The 18570-nt window shown below is 58.1% G+C and carries 18 protein-coding genes and 4 tRNA genes; 10 read left to right on the top strand and 12 right to left on the bottom strand.

Annotated elements, in window-relative coordinates:
• Nucleotides 1-282: 282 nt before the first annotated feature.
• The 3 genes from ampE to Q1W15_RS01255 all read right to left on the bottom strand — a co-directional run bounded on the left by ampE (nucleotide 283) and on the right by Q1W15_RS01255 (nucleotide 3238).
• Nucleotides 283-1119, bottom strand: coding sequence for a regulatory signaling modulator protein AmpE (gene ampE / locus Q1W15_RS01265; RefSeq protein ID WP_300719774.1), 837 nt, complete (start codon nucleotides 1117-1119; stop codon nucleotides 283-285).
• Nucleotides 1116-1679 (bottom strand): 1,6-anhydro-N-acetylmuramyl-L-alanine amidase AmpD, encoded by a 564-nt coding sequence (gene ampD / locus Q1W15_RS01260; protein WP_300719773.1) that lies wholly within the window; start codon nucleotides 1677-1679, stop codon nucleotides 1116-1118. The genes ampE and ampD overlap by 4 nt, the downstream gene beginning before the upstream one ends.
• A 92-nt stretch (nucleotides 1680-1771) precedes the next feature.
• The gene (locus Q1W15_RS01255; protein ID WP_300719772.1) at nucleotides 1772-3238 is read right to left on the bottom strand and encodes a DUF1631 family protein; all 1467 of its coding nucleotides are present in this window, start codon (nucleotides 3236-3238) and stop codon (nucleotides 1772-1774) included.
• Nucleotides 3239-3587: 349 nt separating this feature from the next.
• On the opposite strand from Q1W15_RS01255, the gene nadC reads away from it, so the two are divergent.
• Entirely contained in the window at nucleotides 3588-4436 is an 849-nt protein-coding gene (nadC, locus tag Q1W15_RS01250; protein ID WP_300719771.1) for a carboxylating nicotinate-nucleotide diphosphorylase, read from the top strand.
• 46 nt (nucleotides 4437-4482) lie between these two features.
• On the opposite strand, the gene Q1W15_RS01245 is transcribed toward nadC, so the two are convergent.
• The 4 genes from Q1W15_RS01245 to Q1W15_RS01230 all read right to left on the bottom strand — a co-directional run bounded on the left by Q1W15_RS01245 (nucleotide 4483) and on the right by Q1W15_RS01230 (nucleotide 7143).
• Nucleotides 4483-4980, bottom strand: coding sequence for a methylated-DNA--[protein]-cysteine S-methyltransferase (locus tag Q1W15_RS01245; protein ID WP_300719770.1), 498 nt, complete (start codon nucleotides 4978-4980; stop codon nucleotides 4483-4485).
• Nucleotides 4977-6449, bottom strand: coding sequence for a DNA-3-methyladenine glycosylase 2 (locus Q1W15_RS01240; RefSeq protein WP_300719769.1), 1473 nt, complete (start codon nucleotides 6447-6449; stop codon nucleotides 4977-4979). The genes Q1W15_RS01245 and Q1W15_RS01240 overlap by 4 nt, the downstream gene beginning before the upstream one ends.
• A 173-nt stretch (nucleotides 6450-6622) precedes the next feature.
• Nucleotides 6623-6698 (bottom strand) — tRNA-Thr (locus Q1W15_RS01235).
• A gap of 37 nt (nucleotides 6699-6735) precedes the next feature.
• Nucleotides 6736-7143, bottom strand: coding sequence for a prepilin-type N-terminal cleavage/methylation domain-containing protein (locus tag Q1W15_RS01230; protein WP_300719767.1), 408 nt, complete (start codon nucleotides 7141-7143; stop codon nucleotides 6736-6738).
• 217 nt (nucleotides 7144-7360) lie between these two features.
• On the opposite strand from Q1W15_RS01230, the gene Q1W15_RS01225 reads away from it, so the two are divergent.
• The 4 genes from Q1W15_RS01225 to yacG are packed head-to-tail and all read left to right on the top strand — an operon-like array spanning nucleotide 7361 to nucleotide 10266.
• Nucleotides 7361-8578 (top strand): type II secretion system F family protein, encoded by a 1218-nt coding sequence (locus tag Q1W15_RS01225; protein WP_300719775.1) that lies wholly within the window; start codon nucleotides 7361-7363, stop codon nucleotides 8576-8578.
• A 2-nt stretch (nucleotides 8579-8580) separates the two neighbouring features.
• The gene (locus Q1W15_RS01220; RefSeq protein ID WP_300719765.1) at nucleotides 8581-9441 is read left to right on the top strand and encodes an A24 family peptidase; all 861 of its coding nucleotides are present in this window, start codon (nucleotides 8581-8583) and stop codon (nucleotides 9439-9441) included.
• A gap of 1 nt (nucleotide 9442) precedes the next feature.
• The gene (gene coaE, locus Q1W15_RS01215; protein ID WP_300719763.1) at nucleotides 9443-10066 is read left to right on the top strand and encodes a dephospho-CoA kinase; all 624 of its coding nucleotides are present in this window, start codon (nucleotides 9443-9445) and stop codon (nucleotides 10064-10066) included.
• A complete protein-coding gene (gene yacG, locus Q1W15_RS01210) occupies nucleotides 10063-10266 on the top strand; it encodes a DNA gyrase inhibitor YacG (RefSeq protein WP_300719761.1) in 204 nt (67 codons plus the stop codon). Before coaE ends, yacG begins: the two co-directional genes overlap by 4 nt.
• Nucleotides 10267-10287: 21 nt before the next feature.
• Here yacG and Q1W15_RS01205 read toward each other — a convergent pair whose 3' ends face one another.
• The gene (locus tag Q1W15_RS01205; protein WP_300719759.1) at nucleotides 10288-10974 is read right to left on the bottom strand and encodes an energy-coupling factor ABC transporter permease; all 687 of its coding nucleotides are present in this window, start codon (nucleotides 10972-10974) and stop codon (nucleotides 10288-10290) included.
• Between the two features lie 118 nt (nucleotides 10975-11092).
• Between Q1W15_RS01205 and Q1W15_RS01200 the strand changes: the two genes are divergently transcribed.
• From Q1W15_RS01200 to Q1W15_RS01190, 3 genes are all read left to right on the top strand, one after another.
• Nucleotides 11093-11722, top strand: coding sequence for a DUF1780 domain-containing protein (locus tag Q1W15_RS01200; RefSeq protein WP_300719757.1), 630 nt, complete (start codon nucleotides 11093-11095; stop codon nucleotides 11720-11722).
• A complete protein-coding gene (locus tag Q1W15_RS01195; RefSeq protein ID WP_300719755.1) occupies nucleotides 11719-12246 on the top strand; it encodes an MOSC domain-containing protein in 528 nt (175 codons plus the stop codon). The genes Q1W15_RS01200 and Q1W15_RS01195 overlap by 4 nt, the downstream gene beginning before the upstream one ends.
• A 272-nt stretch (nucleotides 12247-12518) precedes the next feature.
• A complete protein-coding gene (locus Q1W15_RS01190; protein ID WP_300719753.1) occupies nucleotides 12519-13820 on the top strand; it encodes an NAD(P)/FAD-dependent oxidoreductase in 1302 nt (433 codons plus the stop codon).
• A gap of 62 nt (nucleotides 13821-13882) precedes the next feature.
• Here Q1W15_RS01190 and Q1W15_RS01185 read toward each other — a convergent pair whose 3' ends face one another.
• The gene (locus Q1W15_RS01185) at nucleotides 13883-15280 is read right to left on the bottom strand and encodes a glutamate decarboxylase (RefSeq protein ID WP_300719751.1); all 1398 of its coding nucleotides are present in this window, start codon (nucleotides 15278-15280) and stop codon (nucleotides 13883-13885) included.
• Nucleotides 15281-15448: 168 nt separating this feature from the next.
• Here Q1W15_RS01185 and glsA point away from each other — a divergent pair, with 168 nt between their 5' ends.
• Entirely contained in the window at nucleotides 15449-16393 is a 945-nt protein-coding gene (gene glsA / locus Q1W15_RS01180; RefSeq protein WP_300719749.1) for a glutaminase A, read from the top strand.
• 33 nt (nucleotides 16394-16426) lie between these two features.
• Nucleotides 16427-17953, top strand: a complete 1527-nt coding sequence (locus Q1W15_RS01175; protein WP_300719747.1) for an amino acid permease — start codon at nucleotides 16427-16429, stop codon at nucleotides 17951-17953.
• 289 nt (nucleotides 17954-18242) lie between these two features.
• Here Q1W15_RS01175 and Q1W15_RS01170 read toward each other — a convergent pair.
• The 3 genes from Q1W15_RS01170 to Q1W15_RS01160 all read right to left on the bottom strand — a co-directional run bounded on the left by Q1W15_RS01170 (nucleotide 18243) and on the right by Q1W15_RS01160 (nucleotide 18570).
• Nucleotides 18243-18319 (bottom strand) — tRNA-Pro (locus Q1W15_RS01170).
• Nucleotides 18320-18412: 93 nt separating this feature from the next.
• Nucleotides 18413-18488, bottom strand: a tRNA-Lys gene (locus tag Q1W15_RS01165).
• A gap of 5 nt (nucleotides 18489-18493) precedes the next feature.
• Nucleotides 18494-18570: transfer RNA gene (locus Q1W15_RS01160), tRNA-Pro, on the bottom strand.

Here is an 18570-nt window from a genome sequence, read left to right as displayed (position 1 = left end):
CGCAGGTTTTGCGCAGTGGGTAACCCGGCAGGACGCCGGGTTAGCCGCGACACGGCCAAGGATGGCCGATCGCGGCGTGCCCACGGAGCAAGGCCTGTGGTGAGGGCATGCCGAGCCACAGCGAGGCACCGAGTGGTAGGGGCATAAGCGTTTGGCCACTTTGCGCTTTTCAAAGTGGCACGGCGTAAAGCCGGAACCTTAAGTGGCCGTGACCGCAGCAATGGATAAGCCGAAGACGGGGCGGTACCGATTTTAAAGATCAAAAGATCGCGAGCCAGGCCGTTACCGCAACAATGTCCACACCGCAAACCCGGCATACCACAACACCGACGCTCGCAACAGCAACGCCCAGAGCGTGTCGAGGCTGGTAACGCCTTCGGGCCCGGCCTGGGGCACCGGAATCTCGGCAGCAGCACAACCTGCCTTGTGGATTAGCTGTTCGGCGCTGATGTCCCAGCTCAGCAGTTCGTGCAGCATCACTCGGCTGACCGCCGCAAAGTTGCCCACCAACGCAAAGCTCGCCGCCAGCAACCGTACGGGTAACCAGTCAAAGGCATGGCGTAGTTGTTGTGCGCGCTCCACCAATGCCGGGCTTTGGCCATGCTCTGCCGCCAACGCCAGCAAGCGATAACTCAAGGCCGCTACCGGGCCCAGCAAGAAGTACCAGAAGATGACCGCGAAGAACCCCTGGTAGGCCTGCCACACCAGATGACCCTGCACTTTTTCGAGTAATTGCTCACCGCTTTCAGCACGGATACCAAGATCGCGCTGGGCGACATGGGTGGCGGCTTGCAAGTCACCCCGACGCCACGCATCACGGACCGGGCCCAGTCCCGCGAGCAAGTCGCCCCTGCCCAGGCAATAGATCACAACCAGCAAATGCACCGGCAGCGCCAGCAGGCCATAGGCCAATGGATCCAGCACCCACAGCAGCAAAGCCAACGCTGCCACGGGCAAAACAACCATCATGAACAGGATCCACCAGGGCTTGTTGCCCAATGCCGGGCTGGCCTCCAGGGCATTGAGCTTGCGCAACCAGGCACCATCACGTTGAAGACGCTGACGCACGCCAGAGAACTTCTCGAGCAGAATTGCCAGCAGTAACACCACAAAACTCATTGACTCTCTCCTGTCTGCTGCAACGCGCGACGAAAACGCGTCCAATCAAAAGCCGGACCAGGGTCGGTCTTTCGCCCCGGAGCCACATCGCTGTGGCCGCATATCCGATGGGTCGTAATGGCGGGATAAGCCGCCTGCAATTGCCGGGTGAGGGTGATCAGCGCCTGGTATTGCTCTGCGGTGAACGGCAAGTCATCCGTGCCTTCCAGCTCAATCCCCAAGGAAAAATCATTACAGGCCTCCCGCCCTTCAAATCGCGAGATACCCGCGTGCCACGCCCGATCAAGGCAGGAGACAAATTGAGTGATTGCGCCATCGCGCTCAATCAGAAAATGCGCACTCACCCGCAGCTCGCTTATGCCTTCAAAGTAAGGATGCTCTGTGACGTCCAGACGATTCTGGAAAAACGCCTGAACCTTGCCCGTAGCAAATTGCCCGGGCGGCAAGCTGATATTGTGAATAACCAGCAGGGAAATTTCGCCTTCCGGGCGCGTATTGAAGTTGGGGGACGGGCAATGGCGTGCCCCCTGGCACCAGCCGTTCACGATTTCCAACTGCATACAGGCTCCTTCAGCATCCCAGACCAAAGCCTCAGTATGCCGCGATGCGCACGCCGATGGGGAGCAATCTGCACCGTGAGGGCCCAGTGCACTCAATGGGCACTGGAAGAACCCAGGCTGCCGATGACCGAGGCCAGCGCCCGGTCAAACAGCAGCCGGTCATCCAGCAACAGAATCGTACCGTTGCGCAATTGACCGATTAAATCGCCGCGGCTTTTTTCCACCACCTTCACGCCGCTGCGATTCACAAACACGTAGCGGCCTTCAGACTCAACCACCTTGATCAACTTGCATCGCAGCCGGGTCGCCCGGTCGTCTTGCAACTCAACCCACATACCGACCCGCAACTGGCTGACCAAGAGTAACCCCAGGTGATCCGGCTCACTCAAGGCTTGTTGCCGGCGTGGCTGAAACGCTGTGGTCTCATCGCGAGTGCGCTGTTCCAGCCGCTCAATGCGATCGCGCTCCATGTGGGTGAACATCAGGAAGTCGTGCAGCAAAGACTCAAGCACACCGGGGTTATTGCCCGAATAGCGGGTCAGTTGCTGCACAACATGCTCGACCTGGCGGTAGAGCGGGTCCAGCCGGGCCTCGACGCTGGCATCCAGGCCAATGGCAGCCCCGGCAATCACATTGAGCAGGCGCCGGGCCGGGTGACTGTCACAGCTGAAGAAATTCTGATCCAGCTGGGCAATCCGATGCATGGGCCCTTGCAGTTGGCCGATGAGCTGTTTCAGCGGCAGTGACAAGTTCCGGTCTGTGTCGATGTACTCAAACAAAAGCGCCACCAATCGACAGGCGTCTTCGTCGGAGGCAGGCGTGGCATAGGTGTCGTCCAGCCTTTTAAAGGAACAGCATGAGGTCTTGATCGAAAGGTCCGGCAACACGCCGGTCGCTATCAACAATTGGTTGGCATCGGCATACAACTGGCCGGTTTGGCTGAGCAAGTACTTGCCGAACAACTGCAACAGGATGAGCTTGACCTTGAGGTTTACGCCCTGCTCACGTTCAGCTTGTAAAAAGTACTCACACATCATGGCCGGGCCGAGCGGGTTGGAGCCCTCGTCCAGTACAACCCAGCTCAAGGCATTAAGCCGGGTGGTCAAATGGCACAGGGCCAACTGGTCACGCACCAACACCTTGCCCACCATGGTATTGATGACCTGCACACGCTCAAAATCATTGACCAGCAGCGAGAACACGCTCGGTACACCTCCTCCTCCCTGCAAGGTAGTGTCGCTGGTATCCGGTTGCGTCAGTTTGATAAACCCGTCTGAAAGCCGCTCGAGAAAACCTCGCTCGATGTTTTTTCGCTTGAGCCGTACATCGCGCATGGCCTGGAAAAACAGACTTTGCTCAGCGTCATCACGCGCCTTGTCGGCCATTTCAAACAATGTTTCATCGGCGTTATCAAACAACGCTTGCAGCTTGAGCCGCAGATGCTGGACGGCCTTGTCATGGACCTGCAACAGGATCACTGGCAGGCGGGTGAGCGGCGAATGCAGCGCCAACTCTGTAGAGGCCTTGTGTCCAGGCCCCGCCTTCCCGTCATTTTGCATCCTGGCCTCCCGTAATGATCTGTTCGCTTGCAGGTGATACGCACATGACCCGAGCCACTTGCGACGCTCACAGACAGGTACCGGCGAGTGTTTGCGCACTCGCCGGCAGATCGAAATCAGTACATCACCCGAGCGTCAAAGCTATGACGCCAATTAGAAGGCGGATTATCTGGCAAAAGAGTGCGCTTGTGCCAGCACACTTGTCATTTGTGCCAGTACCCACGCAAATTAATCCTTAAAGTGCTAGAAACAGCACAGTTAAGACCATTTTGCCGGGTGGTGCCGGCACACCTTGGGTTCGTTCGCAGCATGGCTCTATAATCGCCGCACTTTGTTTGTGGAGCCCGTTATGCCGAATTTACATCTGGCCGACCTCACGGCCGAAATCGAAGCCAACGTTCGCCGTGCGTTACTCGAAGACATGGGCAGCGGCGACATCACCGCTCAACTCATCCCGGCCGAGCGCCTGGCCAAAGCCACGATCATTACTCGCGACAACGCGGTCATCAGCGGTACGGCCTGGGTAGACGCGGTGTTTCGCCAACTCGATCCCCGCGTCGCCGTGCATTGGCAAGTCACTGATGGTCAACGCGTGAGCCCCAATCAAGTCCTGTTCCACCTCGAAGGCCCGGCCCGGTCGCTGCTCAGCGGCGAACGCAGTGCGCTGAACTTCTTGCAGCTTCTCTCCGGTGTGGCCACCCATGCGCAGTCGCTGGCCGACCATGTCGCGAGCACTCAGGTTAAATTGCTCGACACTCGCAAAACCCTGCCCGGCTTGCGGCTTGCACAGAAATACGCTGTCACCTGCGGCAGTTGTCACAACCACCGCATTGGCCTGTACGACGCCTTTCTGATCAAGGAAAACCACATTGCGGCCTGTGGCGGCATCGCCCAGGCCATCGCTGCCGCGCACGCTATCGCGCCCGGCAAGCCGGTGGAAATCGAAGTCGAGAGCCTGGCAGAGCTCCAGGAAGCACTGGCCGCCGGGGCTGACATCATCATGCTCGACGAACTGAGCCTGGACGACATGCGCGAAGCCGTGCGCCTGAACGCGGGCAAGGCCAAACTGGAGGCCAGCGGCGGGATCAACGCCACCACGTTGCTGCCCATCGCCCAAACCGGCGTGGATTACATCTCGATTGGTGCCATGACCAAAGACGTCAAAGCGGTCGACCTGTCGATGCGACTGAGCCTGTAACCGCGTACTGGCGCGAAGGGGCTTCGCGCCGGTCAATGGTCCGGGTTCAAACCAGCGTGAAACCCTGGCACGCCTGCTCATGCTCCAGCAACCACTGTTTGGCCGCCAACCCGCCTGAAAAACCGGTCAGCGCGCCGTTGCTGCCGATCACCCGGTGACACGGGATGATGATCGGGATGGGATTGCGACCATTCGCCGCCCCCACCGCGCGCGAAGCTGTAGGCCGCTGAATGTGCTGTGAAATCTGGCCGTAACTGGTGGTGGCCCCATAAGGAATGGTGCTCAGTGCGCGCCATACCGTCTGCTGGAACGCCGTGCCGTGAGGTGCCAACGGCAACTCAAACACCTGCCGTTCACCCGCAAAATAAGCCTCGAGCTGACGGCGCACTTGCGCCAGTTTTTGCGGCGAATGCAGCCACCCTTGCAGCGGCGTATGAGGGCGCAGTTCCACCTCGAAGCGCACTTCATGCAACCCTTGATCACTGGCGACCAAATACAGCGGTCCGATCGGTGAAGGCATTTGTTCGTAATACAGTTGAGTCATGTCGACACCTTGCGCGCGACCACCGAATCGGTAGCAGCACGCCATAAATACATCACGGAGTAAGCTCGCCATGGACGCCACGGCTCAGCCAAGGCTGATAGCGCCTGGGGGCTCAACGGCGGCCCCTCGGGGTTGGCTGCACGGCGCAGAATCAAGTCGGCGGCCGGAAAGGCATCCGGGTGTTTAAGCACACGCATGGCGATGTAATGCGCGGTCCATTCGCCAATACCCGGCAGTTGCACCCAGCGCTGGATAAAGTGATCCAATGGTTGTTCCAAGGCAAAATCCACGCGACCGTCGAGCAATGCACGGGCAACGCCCTGAATTGTATTGATGCGCGCCTGAGTAATGCCCAGTTGCCCCAGATCGGCAGTGGCCAATTGCTCTGCCCCGGGGAACAAGCGATCCAGCCCGGAACCGGGGCTGACATCAACCGGCACGCCATAACGCTGCACGATACGGCTGGCCAAGGTGCGCGCAGCCGCCACGCTGACTTGCTGCCCCAGCACCGCCCTCACCGCCACTTCAAACCCGTCCCACCCACCGGGCAAGCGCAGCCCCGGATAGCGTTTGATCACAAGGGCAAGCACCGGGCTGCTACCCAGGGTGTGGGCGATGGCCAGCGGGTCGGCATCCAGGTCAAACATCCGGCGAACCCGTGTCACTACCTCGAGCATGTCACCCGGCGGCACGTTCAACAGCGACAATTCCAGTGCATGCTGCTCACCGGGCCAGGCACTGACCCGCAGCCAGGCAGGCGAACCGGCAGCGCCGAACAACCGTTGATAGCTGTCGGCCCCGACCGCTTCGATCCCGGGCAAAGCCCGCGTGCTCAAAAACCCCAGAATAGCCTTGAAGTCATAGGGCGGCCGATAGTTCAGACGCAACACCAACGCCGTGTCTGCACGGGCCTTCGGGCTACGCCTGAAAGCCCGTGGCTGCGCATGATTGGCAGCGGCAAACGCCGCATTGAAGCGACGCACACTGCCAAACCCCGCCGCCATCGCCACGTCAGTGATCGACAGGCGGGTTTCAGTCAACAGTTGCTTGGCAAACAACAACCGTTGAGTCGCGTGCACCGCCAGCGGCGATGCGCCCAAAAAACGCGTAAACAAACGGTGCAGTTGCCGGGAACCCATCCCCAAGCGCTCGGCCAGTGCCGGCAGCGAGTGATCCGTCAAGTAGCCCTGATTGATCAACATCAGCGCTCGCGAGACCCGATGCTCAGCCTGCCGCCAGTGTGGGTTACCGGGTGCCAATTCTGGCCGGCAGCGTAAACACGGCCGGAACCCCAAGGCTTGCGCGGCCGCCGCGCTGGGGTAATACACCACATTTTCGGCTTTGGGCGGCCGGGCCGGGCACACCGGGCGACAGTAGATGCGCGTACTGAGTACCGCCGTAAAAAACACACCGTCAAAGCGCGCATCGCGGCTTAGCCGTGCGATTTCGCAAGCGGTTACAGAAGGCATGAGCGCAGGGTCATAGGGGTTCATGGGCGAAGAATAGCACCGCATTTTTAGCGGTTCTCGCCATTTTCGGACGTCAATGTCGGTCGTTACCTGGCAGGTGGCAGGCTTGCGCCGACACAGCTCAGCACCCCGGAAGCAAAAAAGGCCTGCATCGCTGCAAGCCTTGAGTCAACTGGTGCCGGAGACAGGAATCGAACCTGCGACCTTCGCGTTACGAGTGCGCTGCTCTACCGACTGAGCTACACCGGCCCTCTCTGTAATTTAGTGCAAAAGTGGGAAGGCGACGTTATTTACAAGCACCGCTGGCCAGGCATGTACCGGTTTGGGTCCAGATCAGGGCATTGCCTGCGCTGCTCACCGAAGGGGCCATGACGCTGGTCCAGCCGCCTGCTGCCTGGGTGCCGGTCATGCTGATCACGCCGCTCTCTACCTTCATGCCGGCGGCCAGGTTGTCCGTTGGTTCGGCCGCACCCGGAATGCCATGGGTGCCCATGTTGCATACCGTTAAATCATTCGTCTCGCTGTAGCACAGGGCGACGGCCGTTTTGTAGGTGTTGCTGATGGCGTTCACTTCGGCAAAACGCACTTTCATGGTGTGATCGTTGTAAGCCGGCAAGGCAAACGAAGCGATCAGACCAATGATTGCAACCACAATCATCAATTCAATCAGGGTGAAGCCTTTTTGTTGATTCACGTATGTCTCCAAAAGGTGTACGCGGCCTCCTGGCCGGGTGTCGTAGTCGTGCTGGGCGGCAAAAATGTGCGCACAGGCTACCAAGGATAGTGGGCCGTTGCTCCACAACCGCAGCCCGAAACCTTTGGACATGCTCAAGTGGCTGGGTCACCGCGGGGTGGATCTAGTCTTTGGGCTTGAAAACCAACTGAGCATTGACCGCTCCAAGGGCGTACGTATGGCAACAAAACCCGTTAAAACAAGCCTTTATCGATGGGAAGGCGTTGACGCCTCGGGGGCGCAAGTCAAAGGCGAAATGGCCGCCGACAGTCATGCAATGATCCGGGTTGTGCTGCGTCGCCAAGGTATTACCACGCGTAAAATCCAGCGCTCCGGCGGGCGAAATTCAATCAGGGGCCGTGCGATTACAGCGGCCGATATCACGCTGTTTACGCGCCAGTTGGCAACCCTGATCAAGGCCGGTATTCCTCTGTTACAAGGCCTGGAGGTGATTGCCAAAGGGGCCGAACACCCCGCCATGCGCCAACTGATGGGCGAACTTAAACAAGACATCAGCGCTGGCAGCACCCTGGCTGTGGCTCTGCGCAAACACCCGGCCCATTTCGATGCCCTGTTTTGCAACCTGATCGAAGCGGGCGAACAGGCCGGGGCTCTGGAGCTATTGCTGCAGCGGGTGGCCACCTACAAAGAAAAAACCGAAGCCTTGAAAAAGAAAATCAAAAAAGCCATGGCCTACCCCATCGCCGTCTTACTGGTCGCCGGGCTGGTATGCACGATTCTGCTGGTTGAAGTGGTCCCACAATTTCAGGGCGTATTCGACTCTTTTGGCGCACAGCTACCTGCGATGACGTTAGGCGTGATCAAGATGTCGCAGGTGCTTCAAGACTACGGCCTGTGGTGGCTGGCGAGCCTGCTGCTCATCACGGCCGGTATGCGCAATCGCTATCAACACTCCCCCGCCTTGCGCCAGCGCCTTGACCACGGGTGTTTGAAGCTGCCAATACTGGGGGATGTGCTACAGGCATCGGCTCTTGCCCGCTTTGCCCGCACACTGTCGACCACGATGGCAGCCGGGATTCCGTTACTTGACGCATTAAGCGCAGTGGCCGGTACCAGCGGCAATCTCGTGTTCAAGGAGGCCGTGTTGCAACTCAGGCAACAGGTAGCGGCTGGCGACCCGATTCATGTCGCCATGAGCGCGAGCCGTCTATTTCCGAGCATGGCGATTCAGATGACAGCAATTGGTGAAGAATCCGGCACATTGGATGGCATGCTTGATCACGTAGCCACCTATTATGAGAACGAGGTCGACACACGGGTCGATAACCTGACGGTGTTGATGGAACCCGCCATTATGGTGATTTTGGGCGTCATGGTAGGCGGCCTGGTGGTCGCCATGTATTTACCGATTTTCAAACTGGGCCAAGTCATTTGAGCATGATCGAATTATTCACTCGCCAGCCCGGCGCTTTTATCGCCTGTGCGCTGGTACTGGGTTTACTGGTGGGCAGTTTTATCAACGTCGTGGCCTGGCGTTTGCCCAGGATGCTTGAGCGCGACTGGCAGGCTCAGGCCCGCGAGCTGCTGGATGTTGCACCGCCGCCGTCAGGCCCTGTGTATAACTTGATGCTGCCCCACTCACACTGCCCGACGTGTCAGCATCGTTTGCGCCCGTGGGAAAATATCCCGCTGCTGAGCTACCTGGCGCTACGCGGTAAATGCTCGCACTGCAAAACCCTCATCAGCCCGCGCTACCCGCTGACGGAATTGGCCTGCGGGCTTTTGTCGGCGGTTATTGCCTGGCATTTCGGCTTTGGCGCGCAAGCGGGCTGGATGCTCTTGCTGACGTGGGGGTTGCTTGTCATTTGCCTGATTGATGCCGCTCATCAGATCGTGCCCGACGTGCTGGTATTGCCTCTGCTCTGGCTCGGCTTGCTGCTGAACAGCATCGACACCTTCACCTCTCTGTCACACGCGGTATGGGGCGCAGCACTGGGTTACACCAGCCTGTGGTCGGTTTTTTGGCTCTTCAAACTGCTCACGGGCAAAGAGGGCATGGGCTACGGCGACTTCAAGCTGCTGGCCATGCTCGGCGCTTGGGGTGGGCTGTCGATTCTTCCGCTGACCATCGTCCTGTCGTCTCTGATGGGGGCCGTGGTGGGGCTGAGCCTTTTGGGGCTGCGTCGCGCTCAAACGGGCACGGCCATCCCTTTTGCGCCGTATCTGGCCATTGCCGGGTGGATTGCATTGCTCTGGGGTGGTCAAATAAGCACCTTCTATTGGCAGCTCTCGGCGTGACATGACTACCCCCCCTTCAAAACCTTGGATCCTGGGCCTCACCGGCGGCATCGGCAGTGGCAAAAGTGCTGCTGCCGAGCATTTTGCCGCCCTGGGTGTTCACGTGGTAGATGCCGACCACGCGGCACGCTGGGTGGTTGAGCCGGGGAGCCCGGCGTTGGCCCAAATAGCGGAACACTTTGGCGAAGGTGTGCTGCACGATGACGGGCAACTGGATCGCGGCGCATTGCGCAGCCTGATTTTTGCCGATCCCGAGCAACGGCGCTGGCTGGAGTCGCTGTTACACCCCCTTATTCGCGAAGCCATTGCGTGCAATCTGCAGCGTGCACAGTCGGCCTATGCCATTTTGGTGTCACCGCTGCTGATTGAGTCGGGCCAGTACACAACCACCCAGCGGGTGCTGGTTATCGACGCCCCTCAAGCCCTTCAAATACAGCGCACATTAATGCGTGACAACACCAGCGAGCAGCAGGTACAGGCCATTCTCAAGGCGCAAGCCAGCCGCGAAGAACGCCTGCGCCACGCGGATGACGTGCTGGTTAACGACGCCGACTTGCAGACGCTACAGACTGAAGTCGAGCGCCTGCATCACTTTTATTTAACCTTGCGTGGAGGCCAACCATGACCCAACCAACGACCGTCGACTGCCCGACCTGCGGTGCCCCTGTGGAATGGACTGCCGCCAGTATCTTTCGGCCTTTTTGTTCTGACCGCTGCAAACTGATTGACCTGGGTGCCTGGGCCAGTGAAGAACACAAGATTCCGGTTAGCCCGGAGGCCGAAGACGACCTGTTTTCCGAGGACCTGTCAGAACGGCTGCACTAAAACCGGCTGGTTCAACCGCACTTACTTGGGCGCCTCATCGTTGCACGGTGCGGCCAAATAGCGAGTGCGGTTGAAGGTCTCAAGCCATTCAGGGCAGAACACCACTAAGGCCGTCACTAACATTCCGTTGATAAACGCTTCGGGAAAAATGATCAGCCACAGGTAGCCGATAAAGTCTTCAAGCCATTGCGGCATCACAAACAACCCATCAAGCCATAGCACGCCCAACCCCGCCAGCAAGCACAGTAACGCCGCCAGGGCAGCCGCAAAGAAGCCTGAACAAAAGATATACACAAAGGGGTTGTGAGACTGAGCCCGCTCAACTTTCCATGCGCAGAGAGCGGTCACGGCCACGGGCAATACCACCAGCAATAACCCATTAATGCCCACGGCTGCCAGGTCTTGGCTCCCCAGTACTACCAAGCCGACTTGCGCCATCAAGGCCCCCACAATGGCTAGCGGCCAATTGAGCAATAACGTGGCGGCGGTCAAACCCACAAAGTGGTACGACACCCCCGAGTCAAAGTCACGCCGCACCAGCCACAACAAAAACAGCGCGAACACCGTGCCAAAGAACACATGCTGGCGCCGTGTGTCGGCGAACAATTCAAGCCACGGCGTTCGCCAGAGGGCCCACAACACGACAGGCACGTACAGTATCCAGCCCACGGTCAGGGTTTGCGCAGACAAGACCTCGGCGCTAATCATTTCGACGCTCCCACTCTGTTAACGCTCACCCCTCAACCCTCCGTGTCCAACTCCATGGCGATCCGCAGTCTACACCCTGGACTTTCGGTAACACCTGTTTCAAGGCTAAGCTGCGCTTATGGACGACTCTGATTATCTGCGCCTGCTCACCATCCAGGCCGAACAAGCCAATGCCTTTCTCTCCAATGCCCGCAAATGGGAGCGTGAGCGTTGGGTCTGCCAACGCCTGCTGCAAGGGCTCAACATCCCTTATCACAGCGAAGACTTTCGGCAAGCCAGCCAGGAACCGCCTGATGTACTGTTTGGCGATGCACGCTTTGAAGTGTTCTTTGTGCTGGATGAAGGCCGGCGCTTGAACGATGAGTGGCGCGATGAACTGCAGCGCCGACGCAGCGCTTATTCACTGAGCCAATTGGTGCGCCGTGAAGCACGCCCGAAACGCATCCCGGCCAGCAAGCTCCTGCAGCGTCTTGGCCCGACCCTGCATAAAAAAGCCAAGAACTACAGGGAGCGGGACCTCGATCTGGGTCAGTTGGACATCATTGCTTTCTCCAGCCTCAAGCGCGAAGTCCTGGACCTCAACAGTCACTTTCCTCCGCCGACCGAATACTTGCGCATGGGCTGGCGATCACTATCGCTGGTCGGTCCAACCTTTGCCCGGGTACTCTTTGCGCAACCGCACGCCCCCGACTTTCTGCGTAATAATCTGGGCCGCAGCATTATTTTTGATGTAGGTATCAGCCTGTGAGCCCCTTGCAAGCATTGATCGCTGAAGTGCCGCAGACCGGCCGTGTGCGCTGGATCGGCGTGCGTCCCGAGTCCCGCGCAAACATGCAGGTGCTGGACGCCGTAGAGGCCCGCCGCGAGGCCGGGCTCACCGGCGACCACGCTCGCCCTGGGGCCCGTAATGCTCGGCAAGTGACGTTGATTCAGTGGGAACACCTGGCAGTCATCAACGCCCTGCTCGGCCGCAGCGCCGATCAACCCGTGCTGGCGCAAGATTTACGGCGCAATATCGTGGTCAGCGGTATTAATCTGTTCAGCCTGAAAGGGCGCCGTTTCACCATTGGCCAAGCCACCTTTGAAACCACCGGCTGGTGCCAGCCCTGTGCCAGGCTTGAACAAAGGCTAGGGGCGGGGACGTTCCAGGCAGTGCGTGGCCACGGAGGCATTACGGCCCGCGTGATAGAAAGCGGGATCATTCGTCTAGACGACGAACTGCGGGTCGAGCCGCTAGGTTCAAACGGCTATGCTCCTTTTCATCCCGGATAAACGTGGGCACTTATTTTTACAGGCCCTGCAGCGTCTATCTGACGAGACTATTTCCATGTGCCGCCGCGTGAACCACACCGATCAACCGCGTGTCGAAGACTGCTGGGTTGAGTGCCGTGCATGTGTCTTGGCGACTCCCTGGCGCAACCATCGTCGTGGCGGTCGGTATCGGCCTATGGAACCTATTTCTGAGTCACCTGGTGCTATGAGCTGCCTTGCGCTCGCCCGGGTTTCCAGCACACCGCATTTTTCAAGCCTTGTGAGTGATACCTATGACCCATCGTATTGTTATCGTCGGCGGCGGCGCTGGCGGTCTGGAATTGGCGACCCGCCTGGGCAAAACCCTGGGCAAGCGGGGTAAAGCCCGCGTCACCCTGGTGGATGCCAACCTGACGCATATCTGGAAACCGTTGCTCCACGAGGTGGCAGCCGGCTCGCTGAACTCTTCGGAAGACGAGCTTAACTACGTCGCCCAAGCCAAATGGAACCATTTCGAATTCCAGTTGGGCCGCATGAGCGGGCTGGACCGTGAGCTGAAAAAGGTCTCATTGTCGGCCACCCTTGATGAAAACGGCGACGAACTCGTGCCTGCCCGCGAGTTGAGTTACGACACCCTGGTGATTGCCGTGGGCAGCACCACCAACGATTTCGGCACCCAAGGTGCGGCCGATCATTGCCTGTTCCTGGACACCCGAAAGCAAGCCGAAAAATTTCATCAGCAGTTGCTCAATCACTACCTGCGAGCGCACGCCGGGCAAACCGACGCTATTGAAAACATCAGCGTGGCGATTGTCGGGGCGGGAGCCACGGGCGTCGAACTGGCGGCCGAGTTGCACAATGCGGCTCATGAACTGGCGGCTTACGGGCTGGATCGGATCAAGCCCGAGAATATGCACATCACCTTGATCGAAGCCGGGCCACGGGTGCTTCCGGCCCTGCCGGAGCGCATCGGCGGGCCTGTGCACAAAACCCTGGAGAAACTCGGGGTGACGGTGCTGACCAACTCCGCGGTGAGTGAAGTCACCGCTGACAGCCTGATAACCAAAGACGGCCTGATCATTCCGGCCAGCCTGAAGGTCTGGGCGGCAGGGATTCGAGCACCGGGCTTTCTCAAGGACATCGCCGGGTTGGAAACCAACCGCATCAATCAATTGGTGGTACGCCCGACACTGCAAACGACCCGTGATGACAACACTTTTGCCTTCGGCGACTGCGCAGCCTGCCCTCAGCCAGGGACCGACCGCCTGGTGCCACCGCGCGCCCAGGCCGCTCATCAGCAAGCCTCGTTGCTGGCCAAATCGTTGAAATCACGCCTGGAGGGAGCCACTACTCTGCCCGATTACCAGTACCGTGATTACGGCTCACTGATCTCGCTGTCGAGTTTCTCGGCCGTGGGCAATTTGATGGGCAGCCTGATGGGAACCGTGATGCTGGAAGGCTGGTTGGCGCGGATGTTTTACATCTCGCTGTACCGCATGCACCAGATGGCGCTGTACGGCACATTCCGTACGTTGATGCTGATGCTCGGCAGCAGAATCGGACGCGGCACCGAACCGCGCCTGAAACTGCACTGACCTTTGCGCCAGCGTAAAAACTGCGGGGCTGGCTTGGCCAACCCCGCAGGTACCTGCCGGGCCTAGCGGCCCCCGTGGTTACCCGCTTCGGCTTCACGGCCTTTGAAACCATGCGGCTGATGCTCGTCAAAAAACTGAATATCCCGTACGAAGTCCGCCAACAGCAACTTGGCCATGTCGATCGACAGCCCCTGCCGTACCAGAATCCGCTGCACCACCACGTTTTCAACGTTGGCAGGCAAGCTGTACGCGGGCACCAACCAGCCGCGTATCCGCAGGCGATCGGCCAGGTCATAGAGGGTGTAAGGGGCGTCTGCCCCGGCTTTCAAACGCCAGGTCAGCGCCGGGATGCCCAATTGAGGGTCGCCGTTGAAGAGCATCTCGAACGGCCCGATCTTGACCAACTCGCGCGCCAGAAACTGCGCTGTTTCGTAACACGCCGAGTGAATGCGCTCATACCCCTCACGGCCAAGACGCAAAAAGTTGTAGTACTGCGCAATGATCTGACCCGCCGGACGCGAGAAATTCAGTGCGAAGGTAGGCATATCGCCACCCAAGTAGTTCACATGAAAGATCAGCCCTTCAGGCAATTCTTTCGCGTCACGCCAAACCACCCAGCCTGCACCCAAAGGTGCCAAGCCAAATTTGTGGCCAGAGGTGCTAATGGATTTAACCCGGCTCACGCGAAAATCCCACAGTACATCGGGGGCGCAGAAAGGTGCCAGGAACGCACCGCTGGCACCGTCGACGTGAATATCAACGCTCAGGCCCGTGCGTTTTTCCAGGTCATCGAGCGCATCTGACAGTGGTTTTACCGTCTCATACAAACCGGTAAACGTCTGGCCAAACGTCGGCACCACCACGATGGTGTTCTCATCAACCCGACCATCCAGGTCTTCCGGCGTCATGAACCAATGACCTTCCGACATCGGCACTTCACGAATCTCGACATCCCAATAACGGGCAAATTTGTGCCAGCAGACTTGTACCGGGCCACACACCATATTCGGTGTCGCCGTGGATTTGCCCGCCGCTTTGCGCACCGCACGCCAACGCCATAAGGCCGCCAGACCACCGAGCATACACGCTTCGCTGGAACCCACCGTCGAGGTGCCCAATGTGGTGGCTGCATCGGGCGAATGCCACAGATCGGCCAACATATGGATGCAGCGATTTTCCAGTTCGGCCGTTTGCGGGTACTCATCCTTGTCGATCATGTTTTTATCGATCGACAGGTCCATCAGCTTATGGACTTCGTCTTCTTCCCACGTTTGGCAGAAGGTGGCGAGGTTCTGCCGAGAGTTACCATCCAGGTACAACTCATCGTGAACCAGTTGGTACACCTCGCGTGCCGATTGCTCCGCCTCGGGGAAACGCTTGGTCGCAGCAGCGTGTGCCAGTGCTGAGGAACCGAAAACAGGGTCGGTCGTTGCGTTGCGCTTGATGCGGTGCAGTGCCATGAACACTCTCCAAGAGTAATGGACAACATCTGAGCCTGACTCACTCCTTGGCTCAGTCTAGAGGGGCAGCATAGTCAAGGATTGAGGATCCGCTATGCGATTTGTGACCAAGGTTTTATTTCCCATCTATAGTCACCTCTCATCAAAGGCATGCAGGAAGCAAGCGCAATGAAGCAAAAACCCACCACCGCCGACGGTGTTGTGAGGCAGGTGTTGAACGAGGCTCATCAACACTTCTCCGGCAATCATCACGGCAAGAACGCCAGTTATATCCCTTACCTGGCCTCGGTCCCTTCGCATTTGTTTGGCATCAGCATCACGTTTTGCGATGGCAGCCAAGCCCACATTGGCCACAGCGACTATCCCTTTGCCATTGAGTCGATTTCCAAGGTGTTTACCCTCGCTCAGGCCATGGAAGAAGTCGGCCCGCAGACACTGCGTAGCAAGATTGGCTGTGACCCGACCGGTGAGCCTTTCAACTCGGTGGTGGCTTTGGAATTACACAAAGGCCGCCCTCTCAACCCTTTCGTCAATGCCGGGGCGATGGCCACTGTCAGCCTGCTGAAAGCCGAAACAGCGCAGGCCCGCTGGAGCAAAATTCAATCCATTTACAACGCCTTCGCCGGGCGTGAACTCAAGGTCAACGAGGAAGTGTATGAGTCCGAGGCCAGCAGCAATCAGCACAATCGCGGGATTGCCTGGCTGCTTCAAAGTTACGGCTACATGTACGCCGAACCCATGGAGGTATGCGACGTGTACACCCGCCAGTGTTCAGTGGAAATAACGTGCAATGACCTGGCGAACATGGGGGTAGTCCTCGCGAACGGAGGGGTTCATCCCGTGAGCGGCGAACGCGTAATGAAGGCCGAACATGTTCCGCAAATTCTCGCCGAAATGACCATGAACGGGCTATATGACACAACGGGCGACTGGCTATACAAGGTGGGGCTTCCGGGTAAAAGCGGTGTGGGCGGCGGGATTCTGGCCGTGGTTCCGGGCGTGTGTGCCATCGCCGCCTTTTCACCGCCGCTGGATGGTGCAGGTAACAGTGTCCGCGGGCAATTGGCAGCCGAGCACATCAGCCGCACGCTCAACCTGAGCCTGTTGCACTAACACTCATTTGACTCGATAAGGAAGGGGGTACTTATGGCTGCCACTAACGTTAAGACTTACATGTCCTGGCTGACCATTTGTTTCATGATGGTCGCAGCCGTCGCCAGTATCCGTTCACTGCCGAGCATGGCCGTTTATGGCCTGGGGTCGGTGTTCCTGTATATCATCCCGGCACTGTTGTTCTTCATTCCGGTTTCGCTGGTTGCCTCTGAGCTGGGTACCGGCTGGAACGGGGGTATTTATGGCTGGGTCCGCCAGGCGTATGGCGATCGGCCCGGGTTCTTTATCATGTGGTTTATGTGGGTTCAGGTGGTGGTCTGGTACCCCATCGTGCTCGGCTTTGGTGCCAGTACGATGGCTTATCTGATTAACCCTGAACTGGCCAAAAGCGGTGTCTTCACCGCCACTGTGATTATTGTGCTGTATTGGCTGTCAACGTTTGTGGCGCTTAATGGCCTAAGCACCCTGTCTAAACTGACGTCATGGTTTATGTTGCTGGGCACGGCATTGCCTGCCGCCTTGCTGGTGATCCTCGGCGTAGCCTGGCTGGTACTGGGCCATAAATCGGCAACTCCGCTGACGTGGGATGCCTTGATCCCGGCAATTTTCGATACCCACTCCACGGTAAAAGCCGGCTCGCACAACCTGCACCCGGACTTGTGGCGAGAATTCACCGGAGCGATTACCGGGCTGGTACTGATTGTCAGTAACTTCCTGGCCTTCGCTGGTATCGAGATGAACGCCATTCACGCCCGCGAATTGCGCAACCCGCAGAAAGAAATGCCACGCGCCATTCTTTTAGCGTTCTTCATGATTCTGTTGGTGTTCATTCCACCGACCGTGGCGATTTCGCTGGTCGTACCCGCTGACTCCACCAGCCTCACCGCCGGTGTAATCCAGGCTTATGCCGCTTTCTTTGAAGGCTTCGGAATGCCATGGGCCACGTCAATCATGGCTATTTTGCTGATTATCGGTGCCTTGGGTGGCGTGCTTGCCTGGACGGCCGGGCCTTCTACCGGCCTGTTGTTTGTTGGTAAAGCGGGCATGCTTCCGCCGGTGCTGCAAAAGGTCAATAAAAAAGGCGTGCAGAAAAATATTCTGTATTTGCAGGCCGTGATCGTCACCTTGCTGTCGAGCATCTACATCTTTTTGGACAACGTATCGGATGCGTTCTGGATGATCAGTGCGATGGCTGCGCTGATGTACCTGATCATTTACGTGTTTATGTTCATGGCGGCCATGAAACTGCGCAAGACCCAACCCAACGTCAAACGTGGCTATGTGCTTAAGGGCTTACACGGCTGGTGTTATCTGGGACTGTTCTCGACGTGCATTGCGTTGATTTTCGGTTTCATTCCACCGAACAACTTCAGCAGCATGCCGTTTTTCGAATACGCGGGGATCTTGCTGGTGGGATTGATTGTGGCGGGTGTGCCACCGTTTATCTTTTATGCGCTGCGTAAACCGTCATGGCAGATGGTGCCAAAAGCCGAAGCTGATCAATATTCAGCGGCGTTGCAGGACCTGCAGGACGCAGACGCCAAGGCAGCGAAGGCTTGATGGCTTGATGGCTTGATGGCTACCGCCAACCTGTCGTAATTGCCGGAGGCTGCGTTCGTCAGTCGCGGATTTAACAGGCACACCGCGCTGTCTGATTTCACGACGCCTTCGGTGCCGGACTTAGCCTCGCAAGGCTCGGCAACTGCTACAGGTTTGTATGCATCGCTCTTGCTGGTTGGGGTTTTCAACAGGCATAAAAAAAGCGTCCCGAAGGACGCTTTTTTTATGGCCTCTGATGCGATTGGCATCAGTACCTTATTTTCTACACCCATTACTGCCGGGCAGAAAATGGTCGGGGTAAGGGGATTCGAACTCCTGACATCCTGCTCCCAAAGCAGGCGCGCTACCGGACTGCGCTATACCCCGGTAAAAAAAAGGCACCTTCTAGAGGCGCCTTCTGCGATCAGTGCTTTTGGCCTCTGATCTTAAGATCTAGCTCCAGCGAACTGGAACCAAAAATGGTGGGTCGTGTGGGATTCGAACCTACGACCAATTGGTTAAAAGCCAACTGCTCTACCAACTGAGCTAACGACCCAAAAATGGTCGGGGTAAGGGGATTCGAACTCCTGACATCCTGCTCCCAAAGCAGGCGCGCTACCGGACTGCGCTATACCCCG

It is taken from the genome of Pseudomonas sp., assembly GCF_030150285.1.
GTDB lineage: Bacteria > Pseudomonadota > Gammaproteobacteria > Pseudomonadales > Pseudomonadaceae > Aquipseudomonas.
This window is presented reverse-complemented; position numbering and strand designations above follow the sequence as displayed.